The sequence below is a fragment of the Arthrobacter sp. B3I9 genome, assembly GCF_030816935.1.
GTDB lineage: Bacteria > Actinomycetota > Actinomycetes > Actinomycetales > Micrococcaceae > Arthrobacter.
Map to the genome: position 1 here is coordinate 297,120 of NZ_JAUSYO010000001.1, position 22,936 is coordinate 320,055.

Annotated in this window: 21 protein-coding genes, 2 tRNA genes and 1 pseudogene; 11 read left to right on the top strand and 13 right to left on the bottom strand. The window is 63.6% G+C overall.

Annotated elements, in window-relative coordinates; all coding sequences use genetic code 11:
- Positions 1-8 precede the first annotated feature (8 nt).
- Entirely contained in the window at positions 9-554 is a 546-nt protein-coding gene (locus QFZ65_RS01525) for a peptidylprolyl isomerase (RefSeq protein WP_306907724.1), read from the bottom strand.
- Positions 555-708: 154 nt separating this feature from the next.
- Between QFZ65_RS01525 and QFZ65_RS01530 the strand changes: the two genes are divergently transcribed.
- Both QFZ65_RS01530 and QFZ65_RS01535 read left to right on the top strand, forming a co-directional pair.
- Positions 709-1,677: a hypothetical protein gene (locus QFZ65_RS01530; RefSeq protein WP_306907725.1), complete on the top strand. Its 969-nt coding sequence runs from the start codon at positions 709-711 to the stop codon at positions 1,675-1,677.
- Positions 1,678-1,860: 183 nt separating this feature from the next.
- Complete coding sequence (locus QFZ65_RS01535) at positions 1,861-2,736, top strand: glycosyltransferase family 2 protein (RefSeq protein ID WP_306907727.1); 876 nt, start codon at positions 1,861-1,863, stop codon at positions 2,734-2,736.
- Between the two features lie 18 nt (positions 2,737-2,754).
- Here QFZ65_RS01535 and QFZ65_RS01540 read toward each other — a convergent pair whose 3' ends face one another.
- Positions 2,755-3,669: a DMT family transporter gene (locus tag QFZ65_RS01540; RefSeq protein WP_306907729.1), complete on the bottom strand. Its 915-nt coding sequence runs from the start codon at positions 3,667-3,669 to the stop codon at positions 2,755-2,757.
- Between the two features lie 117 nt (positions 3,670-3,786).
- On the opposite strand from QFZ65_RS01540, the gene QFZ65_RS01545 reads away from it, so the two are divergent.
- Positions 3,787-4,155 carry a cupin domain-containing protein gene (locus QFZ65_RS01545; protein ID WP_306907732.1) on the top strand — a complete coding sequence of 123 codons (369 nt, stop codon included), beginning with the start codon at positions 3,787-3,789 and terminating at the stop codon, positions 4,153-4,155.
- A 76-nt stretch (positions 4,156-4,231) separates the two neighbouring features.
- On the opposite strand, the gene QFZ65_RS01550 is transcribed toward QFZ65_RS01545, so the two are convergent.
- From QFZ65_RS01550 to dnaA, 11 genes and pseudogenes are all read right to left on the bottom strand, one after another.
- Positions 4,232-4,307: transfer RNA gene (locus QFZ65_RS01550), tRNA-Ala, on the bottom strand.
- A gap of 72 nt (positions 4,308-4,379) precedes the next feature.
- Positions 4,380-4,502, bottom strand: a complete 123-nt coding sequence (locus tag QFZ65_RS01555) for a DLW-39 family protein (RefSeq protein ID WP_306907734.1) — start codon at positions 4,500-4,502, stop codon at positions 4,380-4,382.
- A gap of 65 nt (positions 4,503-4,567) precedes the next feature.
- Positions 4,568-4,641, bottom strand: a tRNA-Ile gene (locus QFZ65_RS01560).
- Positions 4,642-4,739: 98 nt separating this feature from the next.
- Positions 4,740-5,324 carry a DUF3566 domain-containing protein gene (locus tag QFZ65_RS01565; RefSeq protein WP_306907736.1) on the bottom strand — a complete coding sequence of 195 codons (585 nt, stop codon included), beginning with the start codon at positions 5,322-5,324 and terminating at the stop codon, positions 4,740-4,742.
- Positions 5,317-8,012: pseudogene (gene gyrA / locus QFZ65_RS01585) on the bottom strand (DNA gyrase subunit A). Before gyrA ends, QFZ65_RS01565 begins: the two are co-directional and overlap by 8 nt.
- A gap of 59 nt (positions 8,013-8,071) precedes the next feature.
- Complete coding sequence (gene gyrB / locus QFZ65_RS01590; protein WP_373427551.1) at positions 8,072-10,156, bottom strand: DNA topoisomerase (ATP-hydrolyzing) subunit B; 2,085 nt, start codon at positions 10,154-10,156, stop codon at positions 8,072-8,074.
- A 411-nt stretch (positions 10,157-10,567) separates the two neighbouring features.
- Positions 10,568-11,131 carry a DUF721 domain-containing protein gene (locus tag QFZ65_RS01595; RefSeq protein ID WP_306907738.1) on the bottom strand — a complete coding sequence of 188 codons (564 nt, stop codon included), beginning with the start codon at positions 11,129-11,131 and terminating at the stop codon, positions 10,568-10,570.
- On the bottom strand, positions 11,128-12,330 hold the full coding sequence (gene recF / locus QFZ65_RS01600) for a DNA replication/repair protein RecF (protein ID WP_306907740.1): 1,203 nt from the start codon (positions 12,328-12,330) through the stop codon (positions 11,128-11,130). Before recF ends, QFZ65_RS01595 begins: the two co-directional genes overlap by 4 nt.
- 26 nt (positions 12,331-12,356) lie before the next feature.
- Positions 12,357-13,289, bottom strand: a complete 933-nt coding sequence (gene gnd / locus QFZ65_RS01605) for a phosphogluconate dehydrogenase (NAD(+)-dependent, decarboxylating) (protein ID WP_306912471.1) — start codon at positions 13,287-13,289, stop codon at positions 12,357-12,359.
- Between the two features lie 56 nt (positions 13,290-13,345).
- Positions 13,346-14,470: a DNA polymerase III subunit beta gene (dnaN, locus tag QFZ65_RS01610; protein ID WP_306907741.1), complete on the bottom strand. Its 1,125-nt coding sequence runs from the start codon at positions 14,468-14,470 to the stop codon at positions 13,346-13,348.
- 580 nt (positions 14,471-15,050) lie between these two features.
- Positions 15,051-16,472, bottom strand: coding sequence for a chromosomal replication initiator protein DnaA (dnaA, locus tag QFZ65_RS01615; RefSeq protein WP_306907742.1), 1,422 nt, complete (start codon positions 16,470-16,472; stop codon positions 15,051-15,053).
- A 464-nt stretch (positions 16,473-16,936) separates the two neighbouring features.
- On the opposite strand from dnaA, the gene rpmH reads away from it, so the two are divergent.
- From rpmH to QFZ65_RS01655, 8 genes are all read left to right on the top strand, one after another.
- Positions 16,937-17,074 (top strand): 50S ribosomal protein L34, encoded by a 138-nt coding sequence (gene rpmH, locus QFZ65_RS01620; protein ID WP_003800212.1) that lies wholly within the window; start codon positions 16,937-16,939, stop codon positions 17,072-17,074.
- 41 nt (positions 17,075-17,115) lie between these two features.
- Complete coding sequence (gene rnpA / locus QFZ65_RS01625; RefSeq protein ID WP_306907743.1) at positions 17,116-17,526, top strand: ribonuclease P protein component; 411 nt, start codon at positions 17,116-17,118, stop codon at positions 17,524-17,526.
- The gene (yidD, locus tag QFZ65_RS01630) at positions 17,519-17,926 is read left to right on the top strand and encodes a membrane protein insertion efficiency factor YidD (protein WP_306907744.1); all 408 of its coding nucleotides are present in this window, start codon (positions 17,519-17,521) and stop codon (positions 17,924-17,926) included. The genes rnpA and yidD overlap by 8 nt, the downstream gene beginning before the upstream one ends.
- A 16-nt stretch (positions 17,927-17,942) precedes the next feature.
- The gene (gene yidC, locus QFZ65_RS01635; RefSeq protein ID WP_306907747.1) at positions 17,943-18,926 is read left to right on the top strand and encodes a membrane protein insertase YidC; all 984 of its coding nucleotides are present in this window, start codon (positions 17,943-17,945) and stop codon (positions 18,924-18,926) included.
- On the top strand, positions 18,926-19,501 hold the full coding sequence (locus tag QFZ65_RS01640) for a R3H domain-containing nucleic acid-binding protein (protein WP_306907749.1): 576 nt from the start codon (positions 18,926-18,928) through the stop codon (positions 19,499-19,501). The genes yidC and QFZ65_RS01640 overlap by 1 nt, the downstream gene beginning before the upstream one ends.
- Before the next feature lie 16 nt (positions 19,502-19,517).
- The gene (gene rsmG / locus QFZ65_RS01645) at positions 19,518-20,168 is read left to right on the top strand and encodes a 16S rRNA (guanine(527)-N(7))-methyltransferase RsmG (RefSeq protein WP_306907751.1); all 651 of its coding nucleotides are present in this window, start codon (positions 19,518-19,520) and stop codon (positions 20,166-20,168) included.
- Positions 20,169-20,254: 86 nt separating this feature from the next.
- Positions 20,255-21,325: a ParA family protein gene (locus QFZ65_RS01650; RefSeq protein ID WP_306907753.1), complete on the top strand. Its 1,071-nt coding sequence runs from the start codon at positions 20,255-20,257 to the stop codon at positions 21,323-21,325.
- Between the two features lie 70 nt (positions 21,326-21,395).
- Complete coding sequence (locus QFZ65_RS01655) at positions 21,396-22,667, top strand: ParB/RepB/Spo0J family partition protein (protein ID WP_306907756.1); 1,272 nt, start codon at positions 21,396-21,398, stop codon at positions 22,665-22,667.
- Positions 22,668-22,936 lie beyond the last annotated feature (269 nt).

The window sequence follows — 22,936 nt, forward strand, 5'->3', positions numbered from 1 at the left end:
GCCTGGGCTTAGAGCTTTTCGACGTCAATGCTGTTGATGGTGACGTCCTCGACGGGGCGGTCGCCCATGCCGGTGCGGACACCCTCGATGGCGTCAACAACCTTCTTGGATTCCTCGTCCGCCACCTCACCGAAGATGCTGTGCTTGCCCTGGAGCCAGCCTGTGGGGATGGTGGTGATGAAGAACTGCGAACCGTTGGTGCCCTTGCCCATCTGGATACCGGCGTTGGCCATGGCCAGCTTGTAAGGCTCGTTGAAGGTCAGTTCCGGGTGGATCTCGTCGTCGAACTTGTAGCCGGGGCCGCCGACACCGCGGCCCAAGGGGTCACCGGCCTGGATCATGAAGTCTTTGATGATGCGGTGGAAGATGGTGCCGTTGTACAGCGGCGTACCCGTCTTGTCCTCACCGGTCTCGGGGTGGGTCCAGGCTTTCTCACCGGTGGCCAGCCCGACGAAGTTGTCCACCGTCTTGGGGGCATGGTTGCCGAAGAGGTTTACGACGATGTCGCCGAGGCTTGTGTGGATGGTTGCTTTTGCAGTTGCGATGGCAGTCATGGGGCTATTCTTCCACGGCGGGCCGATACACACAGGGCCGGTCCGGCAGTTCCGCGCTGGGTGAAATCCGGTGGAAATCGGGCCGAAGAATGGCCGGTGAGGGCCGGGCCACGTAGGCTAACTCCAGAACCGTCACATTAATCGGGAGGTAGTTGTGAACAAAGCGGATCGTATTGCCCGTGAGCTGGAGCATTCCGTCAGCACCGGGGTAGAAAACGCCAAGGACTGGGCCGTCCCGCGGGTTGAGGCAGCGGTCAGCTGGGCTGTTCCCCGCCTGCAGCAGGGCCTGGATACTGCTTCTCCCAGGATCCAGGAGGGGCTTAAGTCGGCAGCGCACAACCTGGCCGACGGCGTTGCGACCGTGACGCCCCGCCTCCAGGATGGCCTGGCGCAGCTCGCGCCGAGGATCCACGACGCCGTCGAGGGCGCCACGCCGCGGCTCCACGAGGCGCTGGACAAGGCGACGCCGGTCATCGCCAGCGCCCGCGACCGGGTGGTCGTGGAATACCTGCCGAGGCTGTCTGACCAGATCGGATACGCTTCCGAGGCCGTCCACCGGACCCTCGAAGGCGCCCCGGCCCGGGTGGACGCCGTCGCCCAGAAACTCGGGGACGTGGGAATCATCCATGCCGTCCAGGAACAGGCGAACGCTGCAGGAATTCCGTTCAGGGACGCTGCGACGCAGGCCAGCAAGGCCGTGAGCAACGAGCTTGCCGACCAGCAGAAGCCCAAGCACCGTGGTCTCCTTATCTTCGGTGTCATTGCCGCTGCCGTCGCCGCGGGGGTCGCCGCGTGGAAGGCCTCGCAGCCGGTCGAAGATCCATGGAAGACCCCGGCGCCGGTCACTCCTGCCCCCGTTCCTGCCGCCGCGGTCAACGAGACCCAGGACGCCGCGGACACGGCAGCTGCCGCCGCGGGGGAAGTGCCGGCGGACGCCTCCATCGGGGATCCGACGGCGGCTGCCCCGGGCGCTTCTTCGACGACGGCCAAGCACTCCGCCGTGGACGCGGCCGAGGACAGCAAAGACGCCCCCGGCGAAGTCGCCACGGACGCCAAGACTGCTGTCCAGAATATTGCCGCAGCCAGCATGAACAATGGTGGGGGCAAGGACTCGGGCAAGTAGCCAGAAGTAGCGGCCGCCATTCGGTAGCCGTAAGGGAGGGACTCCGCCACCGGCGGCGTCCCTCCCTTTCCTTTGTCATCTCGGGTGCAGCGGGGGCGAGCAGGGTTGCCCGGGGCTGATTGAGGCCTTGGAGGACCCCCGCACACGGGAGGGAAACCGGGTATGGATGCTAGATTTGAGGGGATGTCACCCGATAGATCCTCCGAGGATGCTTTACACGATGCCGTGCCGCCACCGGCCATCTCCATCGTCATCCCCGCCTACAACGAGGAAAGCGTCATCCGGCAGTGCCTGATCGCGGCGGTGTACCAGTCAGTGCCGGCCCACGAGATCATCGTGGTGGACAACATGTCCAAGGACCGCACAGCCGACATCGTGCGCCAGATGCAGTTGGAGTACCCGGAGAGTCCCATCATCCTGTTGAGCCAGGACCGCGACCAGGGACTGATCCCCACCCGGAACTTCGGCCTTGACCATGCCACGGGCGACATTCTGGGCCGGATCGATGCTGATTCCGTGCTCGAGCCGGACTGGGTGGAGCAGGTCCAGAAGGCCTTTGCCGATGAGTCCGTCCATGCGGCCACGGGGCCGGTGGTGTATTACGACATGCCGATGCGGCGCTTTGGCCTCAAGGCGGACGACAAGATGCGCCAGCTGATGCTCAAGCTCGCCAAGCAGCAGTACCACTTCCTCTTCGGCTCAAACATGGCTCTCCGCCGGTCCGCCTGGGAAGTAATCCGCGGCGAGACCTGCCGGGATGAAAAGGACGAGATGCATGAGGACATCGATCTCTCCCTGCACCTTGCCGATCATGAACTCAGGATCCAGTACTGGCCCCAGATGGTCTCTGGAATGTCCGCGCGGAGGCTCGAGGATTCACCCCGGGACTACCGCTACTACGTGACGCGCTTCGACCGAACGTACAAGGCCCACAACGTCAAGAAAATGGCGCTCAAGGCGCCAATGGTGGTGTTCTTCTCGGTGTACTTCCCGGCGAAGCTGCTGCGCGCCATCCACACGGTCAATACGGCACAGCCGGCGCGCCGCGGGGGCCAGTAGCACCGGGCTCCGAGCAGCTTAATCCGTACCAAGTTCCACTAGGCGTTCGGTGTTGCGCCGCGCGGCCCGTGAACTGCGCTGGCCCAGGACGACGACGGCCAGCCCGACGAGGATCATGCCGAGGCCGGCGTACGTGCCGGCGGGCAGCTTCTCGGCAAGGAAGGCCGCGGCCAGCAAGGCGGCCCCCGGAATCTCCAGCAGGATGATCATGGACACCAACAGCGGGCTCATCGTGGCAAGCAGGTGGTTGAAGGCTGTGTGGCCGATCAGCTGGGCGCAAACAGTGATGGCCAGGATCCCAAGCCAACCGGTGGCATCGAATCCGGCTAGCGGCTGCCCGGACACGAGCGCCATCACGGCGATGAAAGCGGCACACATGCCGTAGCACAGCGTCGTGTACACACCGGTCCCCATTGTCTGGCGGGCCTTGCCGCCGGCAAGGGTGTAGATCCCGGCAAGGGCGCCGCCCGCAACGGCTAGGAGATCGCCCAGGAGGGCATCCGGCGAGGTGCCCATGTCGAACCCGGTGATGGCCACGACGCCGCCGAAGGCGAGCCCCAGGCCCACGAGGACCTGCCAGCGGTGCCGCACACCCCTGAACAGCTGGAAAACGGCGATCCAGCCGGACTGCAGGCAGACTAGGGCGGTGGCCGCGGCCACCGAGGTCAGTTGCAACGAAGTGATGAAGCACGCGAAGTGCAGGGCAAGAGCGGCGGCGGCGGCGAGGGACCAGCGGAAGTCGCGGCCTGTGACCTGTGAGAATTGCCGCGGCTGCCGGACCAGCACGGGTCCCGCCATGACGCCCGCTGCAATGGCATTCCGCCAGAAAGCTATTGCAAGTGCACTGACGCTCGTGGCGCCCAGGGTGGCGGCGATGAGGGGCCCGGACGAGGCCACGCCCAGTACACCCAGGGCGGCAAGGAAGAAGTTCACAGTCCAACCCTAATGCGGCGGCCGTGGTACCAACGGCGGCCGGTCAGCGTCCTTGACGGTGGTGGGCGCCGGTGCCACGCTTAAATCGGTCTCACCCCATCCACAAAGGAGACCACGATGGCGTCAATGATCCGGAAAAGCTTTGATCAACCGGAGGAGACCCGCCCCGTCAAGGACGGGTTGGGGCAGGTTGAACTCGTCCATACCGACGCCGGCCCGGTAGGACGTGCGACGTTCCTGCCGGGATGGAAGTGGTCCCAGCACGTCAAGCCCATCGTCCAGACGGACAGCTGCATGGCCGCCCACGTCGGCTACACCGTCTCCGGGCGCATCAAGGTCGTCATGGACGACGGCGAGGAGATGGAATTTGGCCCTGGCGACTTCGGCGTCATCCCGCCGGGCCACGACGCCTGGGTGGTCGGAGACGAACCGTACGTCTTCATCGACTGGCAGGGCATGGGCGACTACGCCAAACCCAAGCAGTAAGACGGCGGGACCACTTGAGGAACCCCGGACAACGCAAAAGGCCCCGGACCGCTTTCGCGATCCAGGGCCTTCCTTATGGTGGAGGCACGGGGACTCGAACCCCGAACCCCCTGCTTGCAAAGCAGGTGCGCTACCAATTGCGCCATGCCCCCATAAGAAGCAACCCGTCAATCATACCCTAGTTCCGGAGAGCAGCTTTCCCTCTTCCGGACCGGGCATCCGGACTAATCAACCGTGTCGGTCGATTTGCTCCAGACTGTTTTCCGGGCTTCCGAATCCTGCACTTTCCTGTAGAGCAGGACGCCTGCGACCGTAGCTGCAACAACGAGCAACTTCTTCACACGCACCCCGTTCCGGTCCCGGCGAAACCCGGACCATCACCAAACCCCTACGGAAACCTGTACAGGTTCCGTGGGCGTACCAGGACTTGAACCTGGGACCTCTTCGTTATCAGCGAAGCGCTCTAACCGCCTGAGCTATACGCCCCGATGCCTCATCGGGCCGAGATATGACTTTACAGCACATCCCGGCCCGATCTCAAATCGAGGCATTTCCCGGCAGAATCCCCGGGAAACTTGCGGGTTTCAGTCGTCCGTGAGAGTCACACCGATGCCGCCCACCAAGGTGGCAGAGATGTTGTACAGCACGGCTGAGAGCATGGAAAGTGCTGTCAGCAAGACGACGTTGATCACGGCGATGATGACCGCGAAGGAGGCCACCTGGCCCAGCGAGGCCACCTTCTTCAGTTCGAAGCCGCCGCCCTCGGAGCCGGCCAGGGTGCCGAGGAGGCTATCGACCTGGTCGAAAATGCCAGTCAGGTCCAGGACCGTCCACAGCACGATCGCCGCCACAACGGTTACGATGCCGAGGGCCACCGAGAGCAGAAAAGCCATCTTCAGGACGGACCAGGGGTCAACCTTGCTGACCAGCAGCCTGGCGCGGCGCACCTTGGCCCTGGGAGCGGGTTTGACCAGCCCGGGCGGGTTCTGGCCCGGACGCTGCCCAGCCACCCCCTGTCCGGGTCCCTGGGGACGTTGTGCCGCATCCACAGTGCCGGCGGAAGCACCGGGACGCTGCTGCGGGCGGGACGGCGCGCTCACGCGAGGGGCGGATGCGGGCTGCCGCGTTCCGTTGCTGTTGGGCGTGGAATATGAGTCGGGATTACTCACTCGTTACCTCCGGTGTTGTCTTCGTCCAGCTCGGCATCGCCTGATGACTCATCTGACTCCGGGGCCGGTACTGATTCTGCCTCTACGGACCCTTGGTGTGATCCCGTATCTTCAGCCAACGTTACGTCATCCTGCTCGGATGCCAGGCTTTCCTCATCGGTTTCCAGGCCACGTTCGCTGTTGCGAGCGACCTCGATAATGCGGTCGTTCTTGTCCGGCTTGGCAAAAATGACGCCCATCGTGTCGCGTCCCTTGGCGGGAACACCGGAGACGGAGGACCGGACGACCTTGCCGCCTTCCATGACGACCAGAACCTCATCCTCCTCATGGACGATCAAGGCACCGACCAGATGTCCGCGCTCCTCCTGGTACTTTCCGACCTTGATGCCGAGACCGCCGCGTCCCTGGAGCCGGTATTCCTCCACCGCGGTGCGCTTGGCGTAGCCGCCCTCGGTGACGATAAAGACGAACGAGCCGTCCTGGACCACGTCGGCCGCGAGCAGTTCGTCTTCCTCCCGGAACTTCATGCCGGTTACGCCGGACGTTGCCCCGGCCCATCGGGCGCAGGGCCTCATCCGTTGCGGTGAAGCGGATCGACTGCCCCATCCGGGACACCAGCATGAGGTCATCGCTTTCGGATACCAGCTGGGCGGAAACGAGCTCGTCGCCGTCGCGCAGGTTGATGGCGATCACACCGGCGGAGCGGTTCGTGTCGTAGTCCTCGAGCCGCGTCTTCTTGACGAGGCCGCGCTTGGTGGCAAGCACCAGGTACGGCGCCTGCTGGTAGTCCCGCAGGTCCAGCACCTGGGCGATGTGCTCGTCCGGCTGGAATGCAAGCAGGTTGGCCACGTGCTGGCCCTTGGCATCGCGGCCGGCTTCGGCAAGCTCATAGGCCTTGGCCCGGTAAACGCGACCCAGGTTGGTGAAGAACAGGAGCCAGTGGTGGGTGGTGGTGACGAAGAAGTGCTCGACAACGTCGTCGCCGCGCAGCTGCGCTCCCTTGATCCCCTTGCCACCGCGCTGCTGCGAGCGGTAGTTGTCGCTGCGGGTGCGCTTGACGTAGCCGCCCCGGGTGATGGTGACAACCATCTCCTCTTCGGGGATCAGGTCTTCCATCGACATGTCACCATCGAAGCCCAGCAGCACCTTGGTACGCCGGTCGTCCCCGTGCTTGGCGACGATTTCGCCCAGTTCGGTGCTGATGATCTCCCGCTGCCGTTCCTCGGAGGCCAGGATCGCGTTGTATTCGGCGATCAGGGCTTCCAACTCTGCGTGGCGGTCCTGGATCTTTTGGCGTTCCAGGGCTGCGAGCCGGCGCAGCTGCATGTCCAGGATGGCGCGGGCCTGGAGCTCGTCGATGTCGAGCAGCTCCATCAGCCCGTCGCGGGCCGCTTCGGTGGTGTTGGAGGCCCGGATCAAGGCGATGACCTCGTCCAGGGCGTCCAGCGCCTTGAGCAGGGCACGCAGGATGTGCGCTTCCTCCTCGGCCTTCCGGAGTCGGTAACGCGTCCGGCGCGCGATGACGTCCATCTGGTGAGTGACCCAGTGGCGGATGAACGCGTCCAGGCTCAGGGTGCGGGGCACCCCGTCAACGATCGCCAGCATGTTCGCGGCGAAGTTGTCCTGCAGCTGGGTGTGCTTGTAGAGGTTGTTCAGCACCACCTTCGCGACGGCGTCGCGCTTGAGTACGATCACGAGGCGCTGGCCGGTACGGCCGGACGTCTCGTCCCGCAGGTCGGCGATGCCGGAGATCTTGCCGTCCTTGACGAGCTCGGCGATCTTGATGGCCAGGTTGTCCGGGTTGGCCTGGTAGGGCAGTTCGGTGACGACGAGGCAGGTGCGGCCCTGGAGCTCCTCGACGTTGACTACGGCGCGCATGGTGATCGAGCCGCGGCCCGTGCGGTAGGCGTCCTCGATGCCCTTGTGGCCCAGGATCGTGGCACCGGTCGGGAAGTCCGGACCCTTGATCCGCCGGATCAGCTCCTCGAGCAGCTCCTCGCGGCTGGCGGTCGGGTTGGCGAGGTACCACTGGACCCCGTCAGCAACTTCCCGGAGGTTGTGCGGCGGAATGTTGGTGGCCATGCCGACGGCGATGCCGGAGGATCCGTTGACCAGCAGGTTCGGGAACCGCGCCGGGAGAATAGTCGGTTCCTGGTTCTTGCCGTCGTAGTTATCCTGGAAGTCGACGGTTTCCTCGTCGATGTCGCGGACCATCTCCATGGCGAGCGGAGCCATCTTGGTTTCGGTGTACCGCGGAGCGGCGGCGCCGTCGTTGCCGGGTGAACCGAAGTTGCCCTGCCCGAGCGCCAACGGGTAGCGCATGGTCCAGTCCTGAATGAGCCGGACCAGCGCATCGTAGATGGCGGTGTCACCGTGCGGGTGGTACTGGCCCATGACTTCGCCGACCACGCGGGCGCACTTGTTGAACGAGCGGTCGGGGCGGTAGCCGCCGTCGAACATCGCGTAGAGCACGCGCCGGTGCACTGGCTTGAGGCCGTCGCGGACGTCAGGAAGGGCGCGGCCGACGATCACTGCCATGGCGTAGTCGAGGTAGGACCGCTGCATTTCCGTCTGCAGGTCCACCTGCTCGACCCGGTCAGTCAGCACGTCGGTGTCCAGGACAACGCCTTCGAGGACGGGCTCGGTACCGGCCGGACCGGTGGGAACCTCTGGTGTTTCATCGCTCATGGTCTATGTTTTCCGTTTCAGGTATATATCAGTCCAGGAATATAAGGGCCGTTTCGCCGCTAGATATCGAGGAACCGGACGTCCTTGGCGTTCTGCTGGATGAAATTCCGGCGCGATTCAACGTCCTCGCCCATCAGCGTGGAGAAGATCTGGTCCGCTGCCAGGGCGTCGTCCATCGTGACCTGCAGGAGGGTCCGGTGATCGGGGTCCATGGTGGTGTCCCAGAGTTCGGTGTAGTCCATCTCGCCGAGGCCCTTGTAGCGCTGGATCCCGTTGTCCTTCGGGATGCGGCGACCGGCGGCTTGGCCGGAGACCAGCTTGGCGTCGCGTTCCCGGTCGCTGTAGACGTAGTCGTGCGGGGCGTTGGACCACTTGATCCGGTACAGCGGCGGCTGTGCCAGGTAGACGTAGCCGTTTTCGATCAGCGGCCGCATGTAGCGGAACAGCAATGTCATGAGCAGGGTGGTGATGTGCTGGCCGTCGACGTCGGCATCGGCCATCAGGACGATCTTGTGGTAGCGCAGCTTCGCAAGGTCGAAGTCCTCACCGATGCCGGTGCCGAACGCCGTGATCATGGACTGGACCTCGGCGTTGCCGAGGGCCTTATCCAGCCGGGCGCGCTCAACGTTCAGGATCTTTCCGCGCAGCGGCAGGATGGCCTGGGTCTCCGGATTGCGGCCACGCTTGGCGGAACCGCCCGCGGAGTCGCCCTCCACGATGTAAACCTCGCACTTGCCCGGATCCTTGGAGGAGCAGTCGGAGAGCTTTCCGGGCATACCGAACGATTCCAGCGGACTCTTGCGGCGTGCGTTGTCGCGGGCCTTACGGGCAGCCATGCGGGCCTGAGCAGCCGAAATGGCCTTGCGGATGACGTCACGGGCGGGGCCGGGGTTGCGTTCCAGCCAGTCACCGAGCCCGTCGGTGACAACGCGCTGGACGAAGCCCTTAACCTCGGAGTTCCCGAGCTTCGTCTTGGTCTGGCCTTCGAACTGCGGCTCGGCAAGCTTCACGGAAATCACGGCCGTGAGGCCTTCGCGGATGTCATCGCCGGTGAGGTTGTCGTCCTTTTCCTTGATGATGCTCTTCTCGCGCGCGTAGCGGTTGATCAAGGACGTCATCGCGGCACGGAATCCCTCTTCGTGGGTGCCGCCTTCGTGCGTGTTGATGGTGTTGGCGTAGGTATGCACGCTCTCGGAATACGCCGTGGTCCACTGCATGGCCATTTCCAGGGCGATGTGGCGGTCCGTGTCCTCGGTTTCGAAGGCGATCACGTCCTCGTGGACCACATCGACTTTCTTGCCGGAGTTCAGGTGCTTCACGTAGTCCAGCAGGCCCTCGTCGTACTGGTAGACGACGGTGTGGAACTCTGCAGGGACTTCGCCTTCCGTCGGAATGACGTCGAGGTCAAGGTCCTCGTCCGCGGAGTCGGACTCCGCGGCCTGGCGTTCGTCGGTCAGCGTGATGCGCAGGCCCTTGTTGAGGAAGGCCATCTGCTGGAAGCGTGCGCGCAGGGTCTCGAAATCGAATTCCGTGGTTTCGAAGATGCTGGCATCCGGGTAAAACGTCTGGGTGGTACCGGTCTCGTCGGTTTCCTCGCCCTTGACGAGACCGCCCTGCGGCTTGCCGCCGTCGGCGAAGGACATCCGCCAGACGTGGCCCTGGCGGCGGACCTCCGTGTCGACCCGGCTGGAGAGAGCATTCACCACGGAGATGCCGACGCCGTGCAGGCCGCCCGATACCGCGTAGCCGCCGCCACCGAACTTGCCGCCGGCGTGCAGGATGGTCATCACCACCTCGACAGTGGGCTTGTGCTCGGTGGGATGCATGTCCACCGGAATGCCTCGCCCGTTATCGACCACCTTCACGCCGCCGTCGGCCTGCAGAACGATTTCGATGTGCGTGCAGTAGCCGGCCAGGGCCTCATCGACCGAGTTATCCACCACCTCATAGACCAGGTGGTGCAGGCCGCGCGGCCCGGTGGATCCGATATACATGCCCGGCCGCTTCCGGACCGCCTCCAAGCCCTCAAGCACCGTGATGTCGCTGGCACCGTAGCCGTGGCGCGTATCAGCTTCGGCCGGGATATCCGCAGCTTCCGCCACTACTTCTTCCACTTCGGCAATTTCTGTATTGTCGCTAGCCACAGGCGCTTTCGACTCCTCTATGTTCGATGGAGGCCGGCCGTCACCCATCCGGAAGGATGGCGTCTGCCGACAGGCACGTCTCTGATCACACCGTTGAACCCGCTGAGCCGAGGAGCCGCCTGCCGCACGCAGACATTGCGTCGGAAACGGACTCAGTCAACGTTTCACCGGCGCCCAATTATCTACCATGATTCTACCGTGCCCAGTAGCCCAAACCCGCATTCTGGGGCGCCTGCCGGGGACGAAAATACCGCTGGGAGGCCGCAGACTCCGTCTGCAAGCGTCCCGGCGTCCGAGCATGGGGTGCCTATACGGCCCCCGGGCCTTGAAGCGCCCTGCATGCCGTCTGTAGATTTTTCTACGGCTTATGCAGGGAGTGAGGCAAAACCGGAGCTCGATTGACGGCTCGGCCTACCCGTAGGTGTCCCGCGGCCCACGCCCGTTGACCGTCCGTCCGCCCTTCCGCCAGCTGGGCGCCGCCGGCCCGAGCACCTGGATCTTCGTCACCACGCCGTCCCCCAGCTCGGTCCGGAACTTCTCGAGCAGACTGAAGCTCAACAACCGCAGCTGCGTGGCCCACGCGGTGGAATCACAACGGACGTGCAAGGTGGTGTCATCGAAACTCTCAGGAGTGCAGTGCGCCGAAATCTCCGGGCCCACGAGGTTCGCCCATTCCGCCATCACCGACCCGACGGCCACCGGGGAGGACCAGCCGCGTTCGGCAACAAGGCGGCCGACCACCTTGCCCAGGCCGAGGGGGTCCCTGCCGGTGCCGTGGAATTGCCCGAACCCCCGGGTTCCTCCGGCGCTGCGGTCGGACTTGGCCGCCGTGGCACCACTGCGCGGCGGAGCTTTCCGGCGGATTTCACCGCGGGCAGCGGCGGCCTCGCGCATCCTGTTGAGCGCGGACTGGGCAGCGTCGATGTCGTCAGGATCGCGGCCCGGTTGCAGGCCGCCGTCGATATCCTTATTCATCGATCTTCCGGCTCATCGATTCCTCCCGGGATGACTTTCACCCGCCGTCCGGCCAGCTCCGCGGGAATGTCGTCCTCGACGGCGGCCGTCACCAGCACCTGCTCGGCGCCGGATACTATTGCCGCCAGTTTACGCCGTCGCTGGACGTCCAACTCGGCAAACACGTCGTCCAAAATCAGGATGGGAGCGGACCCTCCGGTGCGGGCGTCGTCGAGCATCACGTAGTAGGACGCCAGACGCAGGGACAGACACATCGACCAGGTTTCGCCATGGGAGGCGTATCCCTTTGCGGGGGCCTGTCCGAGGACCAGTTCAAGCTCATCACGGTGCGGCCCCACGAGCGAAATCCCGCGGTCCAACTCCCTGCGGCGCGAGGCCGCGAACGCCTGGACGTAACGGTCGGTGAGTTCCGCTACGGACAACTGGCGCAGATCCTCCACCGCAACGCCCACGGCACCGCCGGCGGCCGCCGGCCCGGCGCCGTCGTCGTCAACAATGCCTTGCAGCGTTGAACGGTAGATGGCACCGGCTTCCTTGGACCCGTCGGTGAGTTGCGCGTAGGCGCTTTTGAGGTGCGGCCGGAGCCGTTCCACCAGTTCCAGCCTCGCGTGCAGCAACTCGGCCCCCGCCCGTGCCATGTGCTGGTCCCACACATCGAGGGTGGCCTCGTGGCCGCTCGTGAATTTGCCGGCCCGGCCGGATTTGAGCAGGGCGTTGCGCTGCTTAAGCACCCGGTCGTAGTCGCTTCGAGTTGCGGCATGGCGGGGCACGAGGCTGACCAGCAGCTCGTCGAGGAAACGCCGGCGGCTGGACGGATCGCCCTTGACCAAGGCTAGGTCTTCCGGCGCGAAGAGCACCGTCTGGCAGATGCCCAGGACGTCACGGGCGCGGACCGGGTTGCTGCGGTTGATCCGCGCACGGTTGGCACGGCCCGCATTGATTTCCAGTTCCAGAACGGTCGACTGCTCGCCGCGGACCAGCCTGGCCCGGATCAGGGCCCGCTCCGTCTCGAAGCGCAGCAGCGGGGCGTCGGAACTGACCCGGTGGGAACTGAGCGTGGCGAGGTAACCGATGGCCTCCATCAGGTTGGTCTTGCCGATGCCGTTGGATCCGACCAGAACGGTCACACCCGGCGTCAGGCTAAGGTCCACCTGGGCGTAACTGCGGAAATCAGTGAGCGAGAGTTGTTCGAGGTACACGCCGGGTTCAGGATTTCAGGGCAGGACTATTTCGCCGGGCGTGTGGCATGCCCGCCGAACTGGTGACGCAAAGCGGAAACCATCTTCATTGCGGGGGAATTGTCTTCGCGGGAGGAGAAGCGGGCAAACAGCGCCGCCGTGATGGCCGGGGCGGGAACGGCGTTGGCGATCGCTTCTTCCACGGTCCACCGTCCTTCGCCGGAATCCTCCACGTAGTCGTCGATGGACACCAGCCCGGGATCCTCTTCCAAGGCTTTGACCATGAGGTCCAGCAGCCAGGAGCGGACAACGGTGCCCTTTTGCCAGGCCCGGAACGTTCCCGGAAGGTCCGTGACGATGTCCTTGGCCGCCAGGAGTTCGTAACCCTCGGCATAAGCCTGCATCAGACCGTATTCGATGCCGTTGTGGACCATTTTGGCGTAATGGCCCGCCCCGACGCCGCCCACGTGGACGAAGCTGTCGGCCCGGTCACCTTCGGGGCGCAGCGCGTCGAAGACCGGCAGGGCGCGTTCGATGTCGGCCGGATCGCCGCCGGCCATCAGCCCGTAGCCGTTCTGGAGGCCCCAGACGCCGCCGGAAACGCCGCAATCCGCAAAGTGGATGCCTTTTTCGGCCAGGGCCGCGGCGTGTTTCTGGTCCTCGGTGAACCGGGAGTTCCCGCCATCGATTACCAGATCGCCGGCGTCGAGCTTGGTACCGAGCTCGGTGATGACGGCATCCGTGATTTCACCGGACGGGACCATCACCCAGATCAGGCGCGGCGCGGGAACCGCGGCAATGAGCTCATCCACGCTGGCGACGTCGGCCACGTCCGGGTTCCGGTCAAAGCCCGTGACGTCGATTCCGCCTGCGCGCAGCCGGTCGCGCATGTTGAAACCCATCTTGCCAAGGCCGATCAGTCCGATGTGCAAGGTATGAACTCTTTTCTTCGCTGTCTGCTTCGAGTGGCCCGTTGTCACCCAACTGGCTCGCAATTGGGGTCGTTATGAGGGGTCAAAACGACATGTGCTGCGAGTTAGTTGGGCAGCCGGACCGGCATGACGAGGTAGCGGTAATCGCCCTGATCCTCGCCGTCGGCGTCGTGCTGGGCGGTAATCATTGCGGGCTTGGGCGCCGACGTGAAGGAGAACCGGACGTACTTGGTTTCGATCACGCTCAGGCCCTCGACCAGGTAGTGCGGGTTGAAGGCCACCGTGATGTCGTCCCCGCTGAGCTGCGCCTCCAGCTCTTCGGAGGCCTGGGCGTCCTCGCCGGTGCCCGCGTCCAGGTGCAGCTGGCCCTGGGTGAATGCTAGGCGGACCGGGGTGTTGCGTTCTGCCACCAGCGAGACGCGCCGGACCGCTTCGACGAGTTCCTGGGTCTGCACGGTCGCGTGGATCGGAGTGGACTCCGGGAAGAGGGAACGGATCTTGGGGTAGTCGCCGTCGACGAGGAGCGAGGTTGTGGTGCGTCCGCCGCTTTCGAAACCGATGAGCCTGCTGTCATCGTCGGCGAGGGCGAGGTTGATCTCGCCGCTGCCGCCAAGGGTCTTGGCCACTTCGTTGAGGGTTTTGGCCTTGACCAGGGCGCTCGTGGAGATTCCTGGGGTGACCGGCTTCCAGGGAACCTCGCGCATGGCAAGCCGGTAGCGGTCCGTGGCGAGCAGGGTGATGAGATCGTCCTCGATCTCCATGCGCACGCCGGTGAGGATGGGCAGGGTGTCGTCCTTGCTGGCTGCAATGATCACCTGGGAAACGGCCTGGGCGAAGGAATCACCGGGGACCGTGCCGCTGAGCGCAGGCAAAGCCGGTAGCGGCGGGTACTCGGCCTCGGGCATCGTCGCAAGGTGGAAGCTGCTCCGGCGGCAGGTGAGGGTGACTTTGTTGCCGTCCGTCTCCACGTCCACGGGTGCGGAGGGCAGGCTCCGGCAGATGTCCGCGAGGAGCCGCCCCGAGACGAGGATGGTGCCTTCGGTGGCAATGTCAGCGCCGATTTCCAGCCTGGCGGAGGTCTCGTAGTCGAAGCTCGAAAGGCTTACGGTGCCGGCTTCGGCTTTGAGGAGCAGGCCGGAAAGTACGGGTACAGGCGGCCGCGGAGACAACGACCGGGCGGTCCATGTCACGGCTTCTGCCAGGACGTCCCGTTCGACTCTGAACTTCACGGAAGGGTGCCGCCTTTCATTACTGCTGTCATTGCTAAATCGCCGGGCTGCCGCCGTGTTCAGCGGCGAAGCCGAACGTCGTCAACAAGTTGCATGCGGGCCACCGGGCCCCGTGGCCCAAAGGGGAACCACAAAAGAAGTCCGGGACGGACGCACTGCAGACAGCTTAGCCCCACGAACCGGTTTCTCCCATCCCCGGGTTACATCCCTGTGGTTCGGCCGGCGGCCCGCTGCTTGGTTTCCGGGCCGGGGCCGGAACGGACCTGGGCTGGACGGGGAGGGCGGAGAAACTGTTGTTTGAGGGAATTTCATTTTTTTGGGATTAGTAGTGTTAATAACTGCTGTGGATACTGTGGATAACCCCGATTCCCGGTACGGTTCCGCGGTTCAGCCCTGTTCATGGACTGTGGGTGGAGCACGTTTTAAACAGGCTGTGGATGGGGATAACATTTTTGGCCGTTCGGACGATCCACAGCTGGCTTAAGGGTTTTAAGCCCATCAACCGCGGTTGTCCCCTTAACTGTCCACAGGCTTGTCCACAGGCCCCTGTTAATAAGGTATGAGTGCGGCGCGGGACGCGTCAGGAATTGCGCTGCTGTTGCTTGATCCTGTTGGTCAGCTCGGTCACCTGGTTGTAGATCACGCGCCGCTCGGCCATCAGTTCGCGGATCTTCCGGTCCGCGTGGATGACGGTGGTGTGGTCCCGGCCGCCAAGCTCCTGGCCGATCTTGGGTAGGGACATGTCCGTGAGCTCGCGGCACAGGTACATGGCGATCTGCCGCGCGGTCACGAGGGTCCTGGTCCGCGACTTGCTGCAGAGTTCCTCCATGCTGAGCTTGAAGTACTCCGCCGTCTGCGTCAGGATCTGCCCTGAAGTTATTTCCTGGGCTCCGTCGTCGGTGATCAGGTCCTTCAGCACCATCTCGGCCAGGGCCACATCTACGGACTGGCGGTTCAGGCTGGCGAACGCCGTGACGCGGATCAGCGCCCCCTCCAGTTCGCGGATGTTGCTGGAGATCTTGGACGCGATGTATTCCAGGGCGTCGTCCGGGGCGGAGAGCCCCTCGCTGAGGGCCTTCTTGCGGAGAATGGCGATGCGGGTTTCCAGTTCCGGCGGCTGGATGTCGGTCAGCAGGCCCCATTCGAAACGTGACTTCATCCGGTCTTCGAAGCCCGCAAGCAGTTTCGGCGGCTGGTCCGAGGTGATCACGACCTGCTTGTTGTTGTTGTGCAGGGCGTTGAACGTGTGGAAGAACTCCTCCAGCGTGCGGTCCTTGCCGGCCAGGAACTGGATGTCATCAATCAGCAGCACGTCGACGTTGCGGTAGGTGGTCTTGAAACTGGTGCCCTCATCGTCCCGGATGGAGTTGATGAAGTCGTTGGTGAATTCCTCGGAGTTCACGTACCGGACCCGGATGCCGCTGTAGAGCCTGCGGGCGTAGTGGCCGATCGCGTGCAGCAGGTGCGTTTTGCCAAGCCCGGAGTCGCCGTAGATGAACAGCGGGTTGTACGCCTTGGCGGGAGCTTCAGCCACGGCCACGGCGGCGGCGTGGGCAAACCGGTTGGAGGATCCGATGACGAATGTGTCGAAGACATACTTGGGATTGAGCCGGCCGAATTCGTGGGAAGTGCTCGGCAGCATCGGCTGCGGCTTCAGCTCGACGGCCGGATCAGTCGCAAGGGACAGTTCGACGGCGGGCTCCGGTTCGCTGTGCAGCGGCACCAAATCAGTGTCGACGTCGATTGCGCAGCGGATCTCATCGGAGAAAACGCTGCGGAGGGCGTCGTCGAGGGCTTCCTTGACCTGGGTCTGCAGAACTTCACGGGTGAGTTCATTGGGAACGGCCACCAGGAGGGTCGAACCGATGAGTCCTTGCGCCTGGGCGAGGATGACGAAGCCGCGCTGCCTCGGTGTCACACGGTGGTCGTTCTCGAGAAGGCTCACTACCCGCCGCCAGGAACTTCCGACAGTATTGGCTTGGTTGGCTTCGTCTACTGTCATCAATCAGTTCCTCATACTTGCTTGTCGGCATTACCTGCAGCCATGAGGCCCGAACCAGTGCGCTGGCGCCGGCTGAAATCCACAGGGTTATGCACAGTCCGTGGATAATTGGCTACTGAGACACTCTAGGGGATGAAAAACCTAGAAGATAGCTGGGGTGTGTCCTGTGGATAATCACACGGTTGTAGTTCGAAACCGGGCACCGTGACCTACTTCATCCACAGGCAGCGGCCCGAGTTAGCCACAGTTGGGGAAAGGCTGGGAAGCGCCCCTCGGTTTGACTCCGGTGCCGGTTTAGCCCTAACGTTGTGAAGTCCTTTGTGCACGCTTTTCGCCCTCTGTCTTTATCTCCCCGACGCCCCGCGTCTTGCGAGTCGAGGGAAGCGGCACATACAAAACTTAGCGTCGGCCAGTTCTTCCCCTTGATCGGGTGGGCGCACCTTTGATCCACTGGAGTAACTAACGTGAGCAAGCGGACTTTTCAGCCGAATAACCGCCGTCGAGCCAAGAAGCACGGCTTCCGCCTTCGTATGCGTACCCGTGCCGGCCGCGCCATCCTGGCAGCCCGTCGTGGCAAGGGTCGCACCGAGCTGTCGGCCTAAATAACTGACTCGTCGGTCCACCTCCCTATGCGAGTTCAGCGGTGCTAGCCACCAGAAACCGTCTACGGACATCAACCGATTTTTCAACCACTGTACGTTCCGGTGTCCGCAATGGACGCCGGAACGTAGTGTTATATGCGGCAGTCCTCGCTGCCGACGAGCCGAGCCGGATCGGATTCATCGTTTCCAAGAGTGTCGGGAACGCTGTTGTCAGGAATCTCGTTAAGAGGAGACTGAGAGAAGCAGGCGCTTTGTCGTTGCAGAAATACGGTTGCGGGTTCGCCATCGTGGTCAGGGCCCTGCCCGCCGCGGCCGGTGCCAGCTGGGACCAACTGCGTAGCGACTATGACGCCGCTCTGGAGACAACGATGAAACGGCTGGGCAGCCGCCTTCCGCAGGCTGCTTCTTCAGTTTCTGATGAGACAACACAGGAAGGGACACCGCGTGCATAACTCGACTGCCGCCGTCGTCCCTGTTCCTACTTCCCGCCTGGAATCCGCCGTAACGTGGCTGGGCCGGGCGGTGTGGAACTTGCCCCGCAACATCCTGATCTTGCTCCTGTTGGCCTACCGCAGGCTCATCTCACCCCTGTACGGCCAGGTATGCCGCTTCTTTCCCAGCTGTTCGGCCTACGCCCTTGAGGCGATCACGGTCCACGGTGCGGTCAAGGGAAGCTGGCTCGCCGCGCGGCGCCTTCTGCGCTGCCATCCCTGGAATGCCGGCGGTGTGGACCACGTCCCCGCCGGGAAGCGCGCCTGGCCCAAGGGCCGCACCCCCACAATTGTTGTACTGAACAACCCGGATACGTACTTGGCTGCTCAGTCTGATGGAGAAGGCCGCACTGCGGCCTGACGAATAGGGATAACGTATGGACATCTTCGAAACAATTCTGGCCCCGTTCAAATGGCTGGTCTCAATCATCATGGTGGGATTCCATGACGGTCTAAGCGCCATTGGCATGCCTGCTGCGAACGGCTGGACGTGGACCCTGTCCATCATCGGGCTAGTGCTGGTGATCCGTGCGGCCCTGATTCCCGTATTCGTCAAGCAGATCAAGGCCCAGCGCGGCATGCAGCTCCTGCAGCCGGACCTGAAGAAGCTGCAGGACAAGTACAAGGGCAAGACCGACCAGCTGTCCCGCCAGGCTATGGCGCAAGAACAGATGGCCATGTACAAGAAGCACGGCACCAACCCGTTCTCGGCGTGCCTGCCCATGCTGATCCAGATGCCGTTCTTCTTTGCCCTCTTCCAGGTGTTGTCCGGCATCACCTCCGCCGCCACCAAGGGGCAAGGCATCGGGGCGATGAGCCACGACCAGGTGGTTCAGTTCGACGAATCCAGCATCTTCGGCGCGCCGCTGTCCGCTTCACTGCTGCACGGCCTCCCCAACGGGACCGGCAACCAGGTATCCGTCATTGTCCTGACGATCGTGATGATCCTCGCCATGACGGCATCGCAGTTCATCACGCAGAAACAGATCATGGCAAAGAACATGTCTGAAGAAGCCATGGCCAGCCCGTTCATGCGCCAGCAGAAAATGATGCTCTACATCCTGCCCATTGTCTTCGGCGTGGGTGGCATCAACTTCCCCATCGGTGTACTCATCTACTGGACCACCACCAACCTGTGGACCATGGCACAGCAGTTCTTCGTGATCCGCCGCATGCCGACCCCCGGATCCCCCGCCGCCAAGGCTCTGGCCGAGCGCCGTGCCGCCAAGGGCCTGCCTTCCCTGCCGCTGACCGGGGCGAAAAAGGCCGATGCCGAGGCCGCCGAGGCCGCTGCGCTGGTCGCGATGCAGGCGAAGGCCCAGCGCGTCCAGCCACAACGTAAGAACAGGAAGAGGAAGTAATGTCTGCCGAGAGCACCGAGCAAGCTATTTCCGCCGAGGTTATCGAAGAACAGGACGACGCCGGCCAGGAAGTTCTGGGCGACGCTGACCCCGAGAAGGGTTCTTCCGCCGGCCGCCTGGAAGAAGAGGGCGACGTCGCCGCGGACTACCTCGAGGAACTGCTGGACATCGCCGACATCGACGGCGACATCGACATTGAGGTCCGCAACGGCCGGACCTACATCTCCATCGTTACCGAGGAAGAGTCGGCCGGTCTGGAGAACCTGGTGGGCCGCGACGGTGAGGTCCTCGAGGCGCTTCAGGAACTGACCCGGTTGGCGGTCCTTTCAGCCACCGAGAACCGGTCCCGCCTGGTGCTGGACATCAACGGGTACCGCTCGGACCGTGCAGGGGATCTGCAGAAGATCGCTGAGGACGCCGTCGCGTCCGTCAAGGAGTCGGGTGAAGCCGTTGCACTGGCCCCGATGAGTGCCTATGAGCGCAAGATCGTGCACGACGCCGTCGCAGAGCTGGGCCTCGTCAGCGAGTCCGAGGGCGAAGGTGCCGACCGGCACATTGTCGTCTCTGCCGACTGAAACCTCCGGATAGCACATGGTTGAAATTACCCCCGCCGAGCTGAAGGCCGCCGAGGCCATCTTCGGTGGCCGCTTGGACCTGGCGAAGCGTTACGTTGAACACCTTGCGACCTCCGGCACCGAACGTGGCCTGATCGGGCCGCGTGAGGTGCCGCGGTTGTGGAGCCGGCACGTGCTGAACTGTGCCGTCATCGAAAGCCAGATCGCCCATGGCAGCCACGTGGCCGACGTCGGAAGTGGAGCCGGATTGCCGGGCCTGTGCCTCGCCATTGCCCGCCCGGATCTTGAGCTGACGTTGATCGAGCCGCTCGAGCGGCGCGTCATCTGGCTCCAGGAAGTCGTTGACGACCTGGGCCTCGAGAATGTCACTGTCATGCGCACCCGTGCCGAGCTTGCCGTCGGCATGGTGGATGCCGATGTGGTCACAGCCCGGGCGGTCTCTGCGCTGGCCAACCTGGCCGGACTCACCATTCCGCTACTGGCCGGTAAGGGTGAAGTCGTCGCGATTAAGGGGCGCAGCGCCGGTGAGGAAATTGAAAAGGCCACCAAAGTGATCCGCAAGCTCGGTGGCACGCAGACGTCCGTCGTAGTGGTGGGCGAGGGCGTCCTCGAGGAGCCCACGACCGTAGTCCGTATCGTCGTGAATAAGCCTCAAAAGATTGCCTAGCAACCGCCCCGTCTCCAAGGAGTTGTAGGGGAAGAGGTTAGGCTAGTAACCGGCAGCAGACGCCGAATGAGAGTGAGAGTGTCACAGTGGCAAGCAGCGAAACCTCCACGCAGCGGATCCCCCCGTTTGTGTCCCTGGGGTCAGCCCGGTCCTTTGTGGCACCCACCATCGCCCACACCAAGTCGGGAAATCAGACGGGACCGGTTGGCAAAAGCGCCGGCAAGGCCGGTGTTTCACGTGAAACTTCAAAGGCGGCGTCGGCCGCGAACGTGCTGGACGCGATAGACGATTCCAGCCCCATTGCCCGGGAGCTCGCGCACGAAAACAAGCGGCGCGAACGTCTGCTGGGCCGGGAGCTGCCAAAGCCGGAGAAGACCAGGATCTTCACGGTGTCGAACCAGAAGGGCGGCGTCGGCAAGACGACCACAACGGTCAACATAGCTGCAGCCCTGGCGGCCGCCGGGCTCAACGTCCTGGTGATTGATATCGATCCGCAGGGGAACGCGTCGACCGCCCTCGGCATCGAGCACCATGCCGACGTCGACAGCATCTACGACGTGCTGATCAACGATCTCCCGCTGGGCGACGTAGTAGCGCCTTGCCCGGACATCGCCAAGCTGATCTGCGCCCCGGCCACCATCCACCTGGCCGGCGCAGAAATCGAACTCGTCAGCCTGGTCGCACGGGAGCAGCGGCTGCGCCGCGCCATCGATGTGTATGCCAAGGAGCGCGCGAACAAGGGCGAAGAGCGGCTCGACTATATCTTCATCGATTGCCCGCCGAGCCTCGGACTGCTGACGGTCAATGCCTTCTGTGCAGCCAGCGAGGTTCTCATCCCGATTCAGTGCGAGTACTACGCGCTGGAAGGCCTGAGCCAGCTTCTGAAGAACATCGAGATGATCCAGAAGCACCTGAATGCGGACCTGGTGGTTTCGACCATCCTGCTCACCATGTATGACGGCCGCACCAATCTGGCCGCCCAGGTGGCCGCCGAAGTGCGCGAACACTTCCCGGAGCAGGTCCTCACGGCCGTGGTTCCCCGCTCCGTCCGCATCTCCGAAGCACCCAGCTACCAGCAGACGGTCATGACGTATGACCCGTCGTCCACCGGCGCGCTGTCCTACCTGGAAGCCGCAGCGGAAATCGCTGAACGTTAGAATCACTTTTCAAGAATTGCAATAACGAGAGCCCGGCGACGCCTGGCTCTTCCAATGGAGGGATGTAGCCATGAGCGATAAGCGACGCGGCCTTGGCCGTGGACTTGGGGCACTCATTCCAAGTTCTTCCTCGACGAACGGTTCCGGAAACGGTTCAACGCCGTCGCGTCCCGTGGATCTCTTCTTTCCCGAACCGCGGAAGCGGAATGCAGCCACAGAGGTTCCCCTGGCGGACGAGCTCGACGCCGGCCCCGAGGCGGAGGCCGCAGAGTCGCCGACTTCGCTGACCGGCACCGAAGCGATGTCAGAGAGTGAGTCACCGACTGCTGCCGGCGTCGCGGCCCAGACAGCAGCACGGCGTAAGACCGCGGCAAACAAGAGTGCATCCCAGCGCGCGGAAATTGAGACCGTGGCGAAGGACGAGAAGCCGGAAGTTGTTCCGGCGGAACCGGTCGCTTCAGCGGCTTCAGCAGCGGACCAGGGCGCTGGCCGTGGCCCTGACGCCGGTCCTGAACTTGTCGAGGTGCCGGGGGTCCGTTTTGCGGAAATCCCCGTCGCGGATATCCATCCGAACCGCAAACAGCCGCGCTCCGTGTTCGATGAGGACGACATGGCGGAGCTCGTCCACTCCGTGCGGGAAATCGGCGTCCTCCAGCCAATTGTGGTGCGCACGTCAACCGAAGAAGGTGGCGAACCTTATGAATTGGTCATGGGTGAGCGCCGGTGGCGGGCCGTGCAGGCTGCGGGACTTGAGACTATCCCCGCAATTGTGCGCGATACTACTGACGATGACCTGCTTCGCGACGCATTGCTGGAAAACCTCCACCGCAGCCAGCTGAACCCGCTCGAAGAAGCTGCAGCCTACCAGCAGCTCCTGGAGGACTTCGGAACGACCCATGAACAGTTGGCAGATCGCATCGGCCGGTCGCGTCCCCAGGTTTCCAACACCCTCCGGCTTCTGAAGCTGCCCCCGCTGGTCCAGCGTCGAGTGGCCGCAAGTGTCATTTCCGCCGGCCATGCACGCGCGCTCCTTGCACTCCCCGATGCGGCTGCAATGGAACGCATGGCGCAGAAGATCGTTTCCGAGGGCATGTCGGTCCGGGCCACGGAGGAGGCCGTTACTCTGTACCAGAGCCCTGCTGCGAGCCCGAAGAACAACATCCCGCGTCCTGGTGCCCGCCACGAGCGCTTGGATTACTTGGCCTCGTCCCTCTCGGATCGGCTGGACACGAACGTGAAGATCTCCTTGGGTGCGCGAAAGGGGCGCGTCAGCATCGAATTTGCCAGCGTTGAGGACCTAAACCGCATCATGGATGTCCTTGCGCCCGGTCCAACGGGCTAGATCGCCTAGTCCTGAGCCAAGGGGTCCTGTTTCACGTGAAACAGGACCCCTTCGCTGTGGCGCGCTAGCGGCATCGTTGTAGGCTGACTTTGGCGCCCTGCTTGTATTGCGTGTGCGAGTTGTCTTCCAACCCTGGCGGCTGGGTGGCCGGAATGCGACAACAGCGCGACATTCCGGTCTGGTCGGCCCCAGTAGGGGCGATGCCTGCCGTCTCCGCAAACAGGTGGCTATTTCTGTGCTTCAGCTGCTTCGTTGGCTGCCCCAACTGC